This is a genomic window from uncultured Sphingomonas sp., assembly GCF_913778135.1.
Classification (GTDB): Bacteria; Pseudomonadota; Alphaproteobacteria; order Sphingomonadales; family Sphingomonadaceae; genus Sphingomonas.
This window is the reverse complement of sequence record NZ_CAJYVU010000053.1, coordinates 1-11,783: the sequence shown is the minus strand read 5'-3', so window position 1 is coordinate 11,783 and position 11,783 is coordinate 1. Positions and strand designations below refer to the sequence as shown.

Here is an 11,783-nt window from a genome sequence, read left to right as displayed (position 1 = left end):
TTTGACCCTTGCGCGCCCGCCATCACTTCCCCGCGACCTCGTCGCGGAGGAAGTCGTAAGCATGTCTGACATCGGAGGTGGCTATGGCCGCACCTAAGACGCCGTCGGGCGCCGACATCCTTCGTCGTGCAGGCGAGGCGCTGATCGATGCGGCTGACCGCTACGACGTACCGAGCCGCAGCATCGGGCATCGTCAGCGTTTGCACGACGAGATCGAGACCGCTGTCGCTGACGCGCGTGCGGTTGTGCGCGGATCGAACCATGCGCCGGTGCACCCGCCCTTGCGGATCGTGACCGGCGATCACGGTGGCCTGGGCGGGCTCTGGTGACCATGCGTGACGTCGTCGCATGTGTCGGCTTCGGCATGGCGATGGCTACCGCCGTCGCGCTGCTCGACGCGGCCGCACGAGCGCTGATGCTGGCCTGACCCGACCTGCCGCCCCCCGTTGGGTCCCCCCTGAGGGGGTGGACGAATACGGGGGGCTAGGGCGCGACGCGCGCGCGTTTACCGTGTCGCAAAATCATTACGCCTTATTATTACGCCTTTGGATCTGCCGGCGGGCCGCTGATCGGGCGCTGGAGGTGTCATGGCGCGGACATCAACACCGCGGGCGGCCCCGCGAAAGCGCAAGTCCAACGAGCTAATCGTCAGCCTCGACGAGTTCGCTGCCCTGTGCGGCGTCACGCCCGAGACGATGCGCAACCATTTGAAGCAGGCGCCCGCGGAAGCGGACTGGCTGCTGGCACGGGGCCGCCGCGGTGTCGGTTACAAGATCGCCGCCGAGGCAGCGCTGGCGTGGTATCGGCAGCGCGGCGCGGGTGACGGCGCCGACACCGCGCGCCAGGCGCAACTTGCCGAGCTTCGCCTGCAGATGCTCGGCGATGCCGGCGACGACGACGGCCTGCTGCTGACCGGAAAGCAGCGTTACGAGGAATATCGGGCAGGCGAGGCGGAGCTCGCCTACCGGCTATCTATCGGCGAGCTGTGCCGCGTCGCCGAGATCGAGAACGAGACGGTCAACGCCGTCATCGAGTTACGCCGGCAGCTTCAGGGCATCGGACCGACGATCCGGCGAAAGTTCGCGCTCGGCCGTGAAGTCGAGATCGGCATCGACGAGCTCATCGCCGAGAAGCTGATCGCGTTCGTGAAGGTGCTGGACGCCGATGTCGAACCTGTCGACGGATAGCGCACCGACGCCGCACCCGCGCCTGGGCGCGCTCTCGCTGCTCATGCAGCAGACGCGCGAACCGCCGAAGTTCGCCGACGCTCGGGCTGCGATCCGTCGCGGCTTTCGCGAGGTTCGTTTCCCGGAGAAGATCACGCCGATCGAGGCGGCAAACCGACACCGTAACCTGCGTAACCCCGGAGCTTACAGTGGCCCTTGGCGCGACAGCCCGGAGCCGATGCAGCATCTGGTCGAGCCGACCAACAACCTGTCGATGGCAAGCCCGTACTCCATCGTTGCGGTGATGGGTCCGAGCCAGATGGGCAAGTCGGAGGTCGGCAACAACTGGCAGGTCCACTCGGTCATCTACGACCCGGCGGACATGGCGTTCTACTCGCCGACCCGCGAACTGACCGCCTCGTACGTGACGACCCAGATCAACAAGCTGCTGGAGGAATGCCCAGATGTGTCGGAGCGGCAGCTCGACACCGCCAGTGCCGACAACATCTACCTCAAGCAGTTCCGCGGCTGCGACTGGCACTTCCTCTGGCCGACGGGGCCGAACTTTCGCGCGCGTCCGTTCTCCCGCGGCCGTCTCGATGATTATGACGATTTCGACGACGATATCGGCGACCAGGGTGATGCCGTCTCGCTGTTCGAAGGCCGCACGACCTCGTTCCAGGGCTACGGTTGGAAGCTCTACGTCAATTCGAGCCCGAAGAAGGGGGCAAAGCGCGGCATTGAGCCGCTCGTAGCAGGCGGCACCGCGAAACGCTGGTGGGTTGACTGTCTCGCCTGCAGCGAACCGTTCGAGATGGCGTGGGAGCGCCTGAACTTCGACCGGGACACAACCGCTCTCGAAGCCGGCCGGACGGTCGAGATGATCTGTCCGAGTTGCGGTGGATCGCACCAGCAGGTGGCGAAGCCGGCGCTCATGGCGACCGGGCGCTGGATCGGCAAAGGCGAGACGGCAGTGTCCGGCGGGAAGTCGGGTGAGCTCGAGGCCAACGCGACTGACAGCTATTACTGGGACGGCACCTTCGGTCTCGCGCCCTGGGCGTCGCTGGCGCGTCAATATCGCACCGCCGAGCTACGGTTCGAGGAGCACCAGGACGAGGGACCGCTCAAGTCGTTCTTCCAGACCAAGGTTGGCCGAAATTACGTAAGTCGCGCCTCGGGAGACGCGCCCGTGACCGTGGATGCGCTGACCGAGCGAGCGGAAGCGTCGAGCTATCGCCTCGGCCAGGTGCCCGACGGCGTGGTGGCGATCACCATGACGGTCGACCTCGGCGTTGACCGCTTTTCGGTGATGGCAGTCGGTCACGGCGTCGGCAATCGCGCCTGGATCATCGATCGTTTCGACATCCTGACGCTGTCGGACGGTATCACGAAGCTGGAGCCGTTTAGGCGCCGGGAGCACTGGGCGGTGCTTTACGAGAAGGTGCTGAGACGCACCTATCCGCTTCAGCGCGACCCATCGCTGCGGATGAAGGTGCTGTGCACCGGCATCGACACCGGGGGCAGCGACGATGCCACCGACAACGCCTATTCGTGGTGGCACGATATGGTCACCGGCAGCCGCAAGGAAGCGCGCGCGGCCGTGCCTGCCACCGTTATCACGCTACTGAAGGGCGGCAATCGGCCAAACGGCCGCCTGCTGCCAGCGCCCACCGTAGATGCGAAGCGCCAGGTGAAGGGCGCGCCTGAGTGCGAACTGTTCGTGCCGAACGTCAACCGCATGAAGGACATCGCGGACTACCGCTTCCGTCGCGCCGTGCCCGGGCCTGCCTACGTCGATCTGCCGAGCGACATTTCGCCCAAGCACCTCGCCGAGCTTCGTGCCGAAGAAAAGGTCGAGGGGCTGTGGGAAAAGCCCGAGGATGTCCGAAACGAGACCTGGGACCTCTTCGTCTACGCGCTTGTCGTCATGCTCCGCCTTGTTGGGCTCGATCAGAACCTGAGCCGGGTACCGCAGTGGGCACGCCCGCCGAGACCGAAGGGTCCAGCACCGGTCGCGCCGCCACCTGACGACGACGCCCCGCCACCCACCACGCCGACCTCGCCCGGTCCGACCGTGACCGTCTCGCGACGTCCTGGGCCAGCGAAGCCGAAGCCACGCCGGTCCGTGCGGGTCGTGCGATCCAGTTGAGGAGCCATGCATGGTCGGGATCACGCTCGCCGTCGCTGATGCGCGGCTTACCGAATATCTGACGGCCGAGCGCCGCGTCCTCGACAATCAGGCTTACGAGATCGAAGGCCGCAAGCTGACGCGGGCCGACCTTCAGCAGATCCGCGAAGGCATCGTGTTCTGGCAGGGGCAGGTCGATCGCCTCGATCCGAAGCCGGTGAAGCGCGCGATCGGGCGCGTGCGCCGCGGCTCGTATCGGAACCGCTGACGTGAAGGTGGAGGTTCGCCCCAACCTGATCGACCGTGCAGTGTCGTTCGTGAACCCGGCCGCCGGGCTCGCGCGCATGGAAGCGCGCACGCGTCAGGCCGCCAGCACGGCAATGTTCGGGAGTGGTGGGTACCGGGGCGCGCAGCCGGACCGCACGAAGCGGCGCGGATGGTTCGCGCGGTCGCGCTCCGCGAACGCCGACACGCTGCCTGGTGCCGACCGCCTTCGCGCCGAGCAGCGCGACGCGGCAATGAACCAGCCGATCGCTACCGCGGCGATCAACCGCAAGACGACCTTCGTCATCGGCACCGGTCTGACTGCCATTCCGGCGATCGACGCGGCTGCATTGAAGCTGGACGCCGACGAGCAGGAGGAGTGGGAACAGCGTATCGCGCGCGATTTCGACGCCTACATGGCTTCGAAAGACGTCGACGCCTCACGCCAGGCCACCGGTTACAGCGTGCAGTCGATCGTCGAGCGGGGCACGATCACGTCCGGCGACATGCTCGCGCTGCGCGTCATGCCGGAAAATCAGCCCGGCCGCGTGACCGAGACGGCGTGGCAGCTGATCGAGGCCGATCGCCTGCGGAACCCGCCGGCGATCGCCGATGGTGCGCGCGACCCCGTGACCGGCAACATCATCGCCGGCGGTGTCGAGGTCGATCGCTACTGGAACCCAGTCGCTTATCACGTGCTCAAGCAGCACCCGGGCGACCTGCAGCTGCTGTCGCTTGCGAGCCTGGTGCCAGAGCGGATCGAGGCATGGGACACGGTCCTGCAGCTGCCCCGCGTGGTGCACGTCTACAAGAAGGAACGGCCGGAGCAGGTACGCGGCGTCGGCATGCTGGCAACCGTGCTCGAACCGCTGAAGATGCTGTCGGACCTGAGCGACGCAGAGCTGTTCGCAGCGGTCATGTCGGCGATGATTGCGGTTGTCTACCGGTCGCCGGGGGCGACCCCGATGCCCGAGCCGGATTATGGCGAAGAGGGCGTCGAGGGCGGCGAGCCGGGCGAGGGCACCGCGCCCGCGTACGACATTCCGCCGCAGGGCGGGCAGTACCGCTTCGAGTCCGGCTCCGTCATGGAGATCGACAGCGAGGCGGAGGTCGAGATCAAATCGCCGGGGCGCCCGAACAGCGCCTTCGACCCGTTCTTCCAGGCGATCGTGCGCCAGATCGGCGCTGCCACCGGCATTCCCGCCGGCGTGCTCATGCTGATGTTCAACTCCAGCTACACCGCCAGCAAGGCGGAGCTGGAGGCGCTCTATCTGGAGGTGCGTGCCGAGCGTGCGTGGTTCGGCGGCGACTGGTGCGTTCCGACCTACGTCTGCTTCGTGGCGGAGAAGGTCGCTCGTGGCGACTACGTCATGCCGGGCTTCTTCTCCGACCTCGCGATCCGCTCTGCCTGGACCGGCGTCGATTGGCGCGGCGACGGGAAGATCACGCTCAACCCGGCGCAGGAAGCGAACGGCTACAAGATCCGTCAGGACAACAACTGGCAGACCGGCGAGGAGATCACCGCCGAGCTGACCGGCGGCAGCTATCGCGAGAATGTTCGTCGCCGAGGTCGCGAACACCGCGCGGTGCTCGCTGAGGGCCTGCCCGTACCGGTGTCGCCCGGAACCCCCGCGAACGCCGCGCAGCCGAAACCCGACGAGCCCGGCGCCGACAAGAAGGAAGGCAAGGAATGAGCTTTCGCTCCTTCAGCCGCGCGAACATTACGCGCCGGCTGTTCAACACGCCGCTGGCCGTGCTGCCGTCGACGGCGGCGATCGTGCTGGGCGCCGTTGGTCCACGGTTCGACGTCAGTCAGCTGCTGATGCACGCCGGCGGAGAACGCCTGGACATCGGCGAACTGGAAGGTCGTGCGGCCGACGCACGTGCCGGCATCGAGGCACGCCGCACTGCCGACCAGCGCCGCCCCGATCTGAACGCAGGCGATGTCCTGACTGTTCAGGATGGTGTCGCACACATCGATGTTCGCGGCGAGCTCGTCGCGGAAAACGGTGGCGGCGTCAGCCCATCGTCTGGCTTCACCGGCTACGACGCGGTTGCGGCCGCCTGGTCGATCGCGCAGCGCGACACGAACGTGCGCGGCATAATCATCGACATCGACTCGCCCGGCGGGGAAGTAACCGACCTGATGGAGTTGGCCGCCAAGATGATGGCGGATCGGGGTGCAAAGCCGTCGCGCGCGATCATCCGCGGCGTTGGCGCCTCCGCGGCATACGCGATCGCGGCCTGCTGCGACGAGATCACCGTGCAGGACCTTGGCTATGCTGGCTCGATCGGCGTCATCACCATGCATGCCGACTTTTCCGGCCAGCTCGAACAGGCCGGGATCAAGGTGACGCTGATCCATGCAGGCGCTCATAAGGCCGACGGCAACCCTTTCGAGGCGCTGCCGGACGACGTGCGCGCCTCCATCCAGACCGACATCGATCACGCCTACAGTCGCTTCGTCGCCCATGTCGCCAGCGCGCGCGGGCTGAGTGAAGCTGCGGTCCGCGCGACCGAGGCCCGGGTCTATCGCGGCGACGAGGCGGTCAACGCCGGTCTCGCCGACAAGGTCATGGGCTGGGCGGACTCGCAAGCCGAGTTCGTCGCAGCCGTGAACGGCCGCCAGCCGGCCAAGCCCCAGCGGTCCCGAACCTCGGGCAACCGCGCATCAATGGAGACTGCAATGCCGGGTGAACCCGACAACGCGCCGGCGGCCAACCTGGGCCTTGCCGGCATCACTGCCCTGACGATCGTCGGCTCAGCCGATCATGCCACCGCTCTTGCGGCCGCACTGACTGCGGCGGGCGCGACCGACCTGACCGTGACTGCGGTCGACGCAGCACCTGAGGCGGCGGCGAACACCGACGCAGCGGCGGAACGCACGCGCGTGCTCGCGCTCGCGGACCTGTGCCCGGAAACCACGATGTCGGCGTCGCTGCGCACCGCCATCGAAGATGGTTCGACCGCCGGCGACTTCGCGATCGGGCTCGCCACGAACGCGCGCGCGCGCGGCGCCAGCATGGCGGACCTGCGTGCGGGCGCGGTGTCGGCCGAGCAGCTGCCCGAACCCGGCAAGGGTGCGGGTGCCACGGACCACGGCAAGGCGAAGACTGGCGCCGAGCAGGCGAGCGGTATCCTCGCGCTCGCTGCCTCCGCCGGCGTGAGGGCCGCGAAGCACCTGCTGCCGAAGAACTGATCGCCTCCGCGATCGACAGTCCCGGCCACTTTGGCCAACCAAGCTACAAGGAACCCGCGCCATGTACTCTCGCGCAAGCGCCGCCTCGACCACGTCGACGGCCATTGTCACGCTGATCCGTTCGGGCGCTCCGAACGACAAGAAGGTCACCCTCACGGGTGGCGCCGTTTACCCGATCGGTTCGGTTCTCGGCATCGTCACCGCGAACAAGAAGGCGGTGCTGTCGGCCGCAGCGGCCAGCGACGGCAGCGAAGAGCCGCAGTACGTCCTCAACTACACCGTCGATGCGACCGCGGGTGACGTCGAGGCGATGGCGATCGAGACGGGCGACCTGATCGGGTCGCAGCTGGTGCTCGGTGCCGGTCATACGCTCGCCAGCATCCGTGCCGGCCTCCGCGACAAGGGCATCACCTTCGAGGGCTGACGCCCTCCCATCCACCAACCTGATGGCGGTCCGATGGTCGGGCCGACCTTCCTCTATTCGGGAAAGGCCCGATCATGGATCCGCTTCTCTTCACGACCACCGCGCTGCTCGGCATCATCACGCCGCTCACCGTGCAGGGCAATTTCCTGCGCACGCTGTTCTTCGGCGGCACGCCGATCGAGTTCGACACGCCCGAGGTCATGTTCGACCGCGTGTTCGACGACAAGCGCATCGCCCCCTGGGTCAGCCCCTACGCCAAGGGCACGCCGAGCCAGGATCGCCCGTTCCAGACTGACCGTTTCGCACCCGGTTACATCAAGCCGCTGGACCGCATCGATGGGCACAAGCTGTCGCGTCGTCGCCCCGGCGAGCCGATCGGCGGCGAGTTCACGCTGCAGCAGCGTCGCGACCTGTACTTCGTCGACCTCCTCGCCGCCCACAAGGCGAAGATCGAGCGTCGCGAGGAGCAGATGTCGGCCGAGATCCTGCGCACGGGTGGCGTGGTGATCGAGGGCATCGAATATCCGCGCGCGGTCGTCAACTTCGGCCGCAAGAACACGCTCACCAAGACGCTGACGGGTGCGGCGCGGTGGGGGCAGGCCGGAATCTCGCCGGTCGATAATCTGGAAGGCTGGATCCAGGAGGTCGCCGAGGAGTGCGGCGCCGCGCCGAGCCATGCCGTGTTCGAGAAGGACGCGTGGGCGCTGTTCAAGGCTGATCCCAAGCTGAAGGACAAGCTCGACACGACCTACCAGGGCAACACCAGCGCGGTCGACCTTGGGTTCAAGCCCGGTGTCCCCGGCTCGCCCGTGTTCGTCGGCCGTATCGGCACGGTGGAGTTGTACGTCTACAACGACACCTACGAAGACGTCGACGGGACGACCAAGAAGCTGCTGCCGCAGTACACGGTCATCATCGGTGCGCCGGCAACCTACGAGGGAACGCCCTGCTACGGCGCGATCCTCGATCCTCGAAATCAGTACGGCGCCACCCGCCTGTTTTCGAAAAACTGGATCGAGGAGAACCCCGCGGGCGAGTACCTGATGACGCAGTCCGCGCCGATCTTCGTGCCGAAGCGCCCGAACGCGACCTGCTGCGTCACCGTCGCCTGATCATCCGCCCGCGCCTCGGCGCGGGCACCTTCTGCGCCGCGATTGCGTGCGCCCTGGAGTAACCTGCCATGTCCGAAGAAGCCAATCAGGCCGCCGCGAAAACGGCCGCGCCGAAGAAGGTCGAGATGCAGCGCTCGGTCCACGAGATCATCACCGGACCGAAGCCCGAGAACGTGATCGAGCCGGGCACGCTGATGACCGATGACGTCACCAAGAAGCACACGCTCGATGCGAAGTCGATCAAGGCGCTGACCGCGTCCGGCGCGCTCGAGACGGTCGAAGTCCTGAAGGGCTGAGGCCGTGCCGATTGATTTCGCCGCCGACATGCACGTCTTCTTCGCCGCCGACGAGTTCGGCGAGGCGGTGAAGGTCGATGGTGTCGACGGCGAGATCGTCGGTATCTGGGACCGCCCGACCGATGCCGTTGACCTCGGGCAGGGGCAGGCGATCGTTCCTACCAACCTGCTGTCCATTCCCGTCGCGTCGCTGCTCGAACCAGCCGGCGCCGCGCTGACAATCGTTCGCACGGGCGAGCGATTCGTGATCGTTGGCGTGCCGCGGCTGAGCCGCGACGGATCGATCTGGTCGTGCGAGCTGGACCCAGCCTGACATGCTCCGCCCGCGGCTCAGCCGTGCGCGCGCCGACGAGATCGGAGCCGGGCTTGAGAGCGAGGTCGCCGGCTACCTGACCGCGGCGATGCGCGACACCACCGACGAGGTGAAGGAGGCGTTCCGCGCTCAGGTTCGCAAGGCGGGGCTGGGTGAACGCCTGCCGAACAGCATCCGCGGCGTGACCTATCCGGTGAGCCGCAACGCACTCGAACCCGCTGGCTGGGTCTATGCGCAGCCCTCGCGCGACGGGCGCGGCGCGGCCGCCATCATCGAGAGCTACGCCACCGGTGCCATGATCGTGCCGCGCGCGGGGAAGCGCTGGCTGGCGGTGCCAACCGACGATTGCCCGCGCAAGCGGCAGGGGGATGCGCTCACCCCCGACGAGGTCGAGCGCAAGTTCGGCCGTCGGCTGCAATTCATCAGCCCGAACGACAAGGGCTTCCGCACGCCGAGCGCGCGCCACCGCGGTGTCGCCTATCTGGTGCTGAAGGGCTTGGTGATCCGCAAGGCGACCGGACGCTGGCGTAACGCGTCCGAGCGCGAGCGGGCCGGCCGCACCCGCAATCCGCGCCCGGTCCAGTCCGTCATCATGTTCACACTCGTGCCGCACGTACGCAAGCCGAAGTCGATCGACCTCGCCGAGCCCGCCGCGCTCGCGGAGGCGCGCTTTCCCGCCAACCTGGACGCGCGCTGGAGATAGCCATGTCGAAGCACCAGGAAGTCGCCGCCGCGGTGAAGGAGCTGGTCAAGCGCGCGCTGCCGGTCGCGAAGGTGATCGGCATGGATCTCGACGAGGCGAAGCCGACCAGCATCGGCGAGCTCGGCCAAGCGATCGTCCGATCGGGTGACGCCGGCGAACCGGAGATCGACCTCTCGCCGCCGACATGGTGGTGGGAGCGGACGTTCCCGATCGAGCTCGCCGCCCGGAATGAGCCGAGCCGCTCGGCGCAGGAGGTTCTCGCCGAAATGGCGATGAAGGTCGGCGTCGAGATCTCGTCCGACCCGTACCTCGGCGGCCTGTGCGTCTGGCTCGACGCCACCGCGCCGACCGACGGCGAGGTCGACGAGCGCGGCGCGGCGCCGATCGCGTGGTGCGATTTCGGCATCGTCGCTTCCTACTCGACCACCAGCCCGCTGGGCTGACCTTTCACCCTCAGGAGCACCATTATGGCTCGTCCGCTTGGTATCAACGCCGTCATGGCCGCCGCGGTGGAAACCACCTATGGCCAGACCCCCGCCGCCAACTTCTTCAAGCTGCCATTCGTCAGCCACGGCCTCGGCGAAGAGCAGCCCCTGCTCGAAGATGACCAGCTCGGCTTCGGTCGCGAAGGGCTCGACCCAACCTACGACGTCATCACCAACGACGGCGACATCACCGTGCCGGTCGACCTGCGCGCGATCGGCTTCTGGCTGCGCCAGACGTTCGGCGCGCCGGTGACCACCGGTCCCGCCGCGGGCAAGTACACGCACACCTTCTCGTCGGGCGCTCCATCGCTGCCATCGACCAGCGTCGAGTTCGGCAACCCCGACATGCCGATCTACTCGGCGCACTACGGCGCGGTCGTGAACCAGTTGAAGATCGCAATGGCGCGCTCGGGCATGCTGAACGCGGCGCTGTCGATGATCGCGCAGGGCGAGACGAACCCGGCGAACGTGTCGGCCGCCGGCGCGCTCACCGCGCTGCAGGGTCCGCGCTTCGCGCAGGCAACCGGCTCGATCGAGATCGACGATGTGGTGGCCGCGAGCGTCGTGTCGGCCGACATCGGCTACTCAAACAACCTCGACAAGGTCGAGGTGATCCGCGCCGACGGCCGCATCGGCGGTGTCGATCCGGGCGTCGCGCGCGCGAGCGGCACCGTCAACACTCGGTTCACCGACCGTGCGCTCTACGACAAGGCGCGCGGCAAGGTGCCGGTGAAGCTGAAGTTCGGCTGGGCAATGGACGGCGGCTACAGCCTAATTTTCACGCTGCCGCGCGTGTTCCTGCCGAAGCCGAAGCGGACGATCACCGGCCCGAAGGGCATCATGGCGGCCTTCAACTGGCAGGCATCGGGCGCTGTCGCCGCGCAGCTCACCGTCGCGCTGACGAACGACGTCGCCAGCTACGTCTGATCCGGGAGCAACCGACATGGTCAAGAAAGCCACCGCGGCGCTGGTCGCGCCGCCCGCATTTGCCGAGATCGGCGTCACCGACATGGCCGTATGCGCCAACGTCCGTGTCGTCGACGCGAAGACCGGTGAGACGATCGAGCGAGTGCGCCGCTACGACGTCGACGCCGGGCAGGTGAGCCGGTTCGAGGTGAAGGACGGCAACCTCGTCCGCGAGGGCGACAGCTACAAGCTGATCGACGAGGATCGCGAGATCCGCGTCGAGTGGATCAACCCGCCCTCTGATGAGCCGGTGGTCGACGAGGAACAGGGCTGATGTTCGCGCTTGGTAACGCGCAGCCGGTCGAGCACGAGCTGATCCCGGCGATCGGCGACAATCCGCCGGTGAAAGTCACCTTTCCGGCGCAGCCGTCGCTCCTGTCGTTGCGCGCAGCGCGGCGCGCAACGGTCGAGGCGCTGCGCGGCGGCGGCGCGGAGGCGGAGGAACGCGCGGCCGACGCGTTCACGACCACGCTGATCCGTCACAACATCGTGTCGTGGTCGGGCATCGGCGATGCCGACGGCAAGCCGGTCGAGCCGACGCAGGATGTCGAGCACCGGGACGTTGACGGCAACGTGACCAGCGTGGAGCCGGGCACGATCTCCATGTTCCTCGCCGAGCCGCGCCTCGTCGAGGCGGCCGACCAGCTGTGGGTGCTGCCCTGGGCGATGGCGGACGCGGAAAAAAACGGCTTGTCGCTCTCGCCGAATGGCACTTCGGAGGGGGCGA

General features: G+C 67.4%; 15 protein-coding genes. All 15 read left to right on the top strand.

Annotated features, from left to right (window positions below):
• The first annotated feature begins 83 nt into the window (after nucleotides 1–83).
• On the top strand, nucleotides 84–329 hold the full coding sequence (locus QZ847_RS05640; protein WP_294354072.1) for a hypothetical protein: 246 nt from the start codon (nucleotides 84–86) through the stop codon (nucleotides 327–329).
• 258 nt (nucleotides 330–587) lie between these two features.
• Nucleotides 588–1,187: a hypothetical protein gene (locus QZ847_RS05635; RefSeq protein WP_294354070.1), complete on the top strand. Its 600-nt coding sequence runs from the start codon at nucleotides 588–590 to the stop codon at nucleotides 1,185–1,187.
• A complete protein-coding gene (locus tag QZ847_RS05630; RefSeq protein ID WP_294354069.1) occupies nucleotides 1,165–3,315 on the top strand; it encodes a terminase gpA endonuclease subunit in 2,151 nt (716 codons plus the stop codon). Before QZ847_RS05635 ends, QZ847_RS05630 begins: the two co-directional genes overlap by 23 nt.
• A gap of 10 nt (nucleotides 3,316–3,325) precedes the next feature.
• Nucleotides 3,326–3,562, top strand: a complete 237-nt coding sequence (locus QZ847_RS05625; RefSeq protein ID WP_294354067.1) for a DUF6148 family protein — start codon at nucleotides 3,326–3,328, stop codon at nucleotides 3,560–3,562.
• 1 nt (nucleotide 3,563) lies between these two features.
• Nucleotides 3,564–5,252 carry a phage portal protein gene (locus QZ847_RS05620; protein WP_294354060.1) on the top strand — a complete coding sequence of 563 codons (1,689 nt, stop codon included), beginning with the start codon at nucleotides 3,564–3,566 and terminating at the stop codon, nucleotides 5,250–5,252.
• Entirely contained in the window at nucleotides 5,249–6,757 is a 1,509-nt protein-coding gene (locus QZ847_RS05615; RefSeq protein WP_294354059.1) for a S49 family peptidase, read from the top strand. Before QZ847_RS05620 ends, QZ847_RS05615 begins: the two co-directional genes overlap by 4 nt.
• 61 nt (nucleotides 6,758–6,818) lie before the next feature.
• The gene (locus tag QZ847_RS05610; RefSeq protein ID WP_294354056.1) at nucleotides 6,819–7,181 is read left to right on the top strand and encodes a head decoration protein; all 363 of its coding nucleotides are present in this window, start codon (nucleotides 6,819–6,821) and stop codon (nucleotides 7,179–7,181) included.
• A 74-nt stretch (nucleotides 7,182–7,255) separates the two neighbouring features.
• Nucleotides 7,256–8,293 carry a major capsid protein gene (locus QZ847_RS05605; protein ID WP_294354052.1) on the top strand — a complete coding sequence of 346 codons (1,038 nt, stop codon included), beginning with the start codon at nucleotides 7,256–7,258 and terminating at the stop codon, nucleotides 8,291–8,293.
• A gap of 68 nt (nucleotides 8,294–8,361) precedes the next feature.
• Nucleotides 8,362–8,589, top strand: coding sequence for a hypothetical protein (locus tag QZ847_RS05600; RefSeq protein ID WP_294354050.1), 228 nt, complete (start codon nucleotides 8,362–8,364; stop codon nucleotides 8,587–8,589).
• Nucleotides 8,590–8,593: 4 nt separating this feature from the next.
• On the top strand, nucleotides 8,594–8,902 hold the full coding sequence (locus tag QZ847_RS05595) for a hypothetical protein (RefSeq protein WP_294354048.1): 309 nt from the start codon (nucleotides 8,594–8,596) through the stop codon (nucleotides 8,900–8,902).
• 1 nt (nucleotide 8,903) lies between these two features.
• The gene (locus tag QZ847_RS05590) at nucleotides 8,904–9,605 is read left to right on the top strand and encodes a DUF6441 family protein (RefSeq protein WP_294354046.1); all 702 of its coding nucleotides are present in this window, start codon (nucleotides 8,904–8,906) and stop codon (nucleotides 9,603–9,605) included.
• A gap of 2 nt (nucleotides 9,606–9,607) precedes the next feature.
• Nucleotides 9,608–10,048: a hypothetical protein gene (locus QZ847_RS05585; RefSeq protein ID WP_294354043.1), complete on the top strand. Its 441-nt coding sequence runs from the start codon at nucleotides 9,608–9,610 to the stop codon at nucleotides 10,046–10,048.
• 24 nt (nucleotides 10,049–10,072) lie between these two features.
• Nucleotides 10,073–11,017 (top strand): phage tail tube protein, encoded by a 945-nt coding sequence (locus QZ847_RS05580; protein WP_294354041.1) that lies wholly within the window; start codon nucleotides 10,073–10,075, stop codon nucleotides 11,015–11,017.
• A gap of 16 nt (nucleotides 11,018–11,033) precedes the next feature.
• On the top strand, nucleotides 11,034–11,330 hold the full coding sequence (locus tag QZ847_RS05575; RefSeq protein WP_294354038.1) for a hypothetical protein: 297 nt from the start codon (nucleotides 11,034–11,036) through the stop codon (nucleotides 11,328–11,330).
• On the top strand, nucleotides 11,330–11,783 hold a 454-nt coding region (locus tag QZ847_RS05570; protein WP_294354035.1), incomplete at its 3' end, for a hypothetical protein. The genes QZ847_RS05575 and QZ847_RS05570, both read left to right, overlap by 1 nt.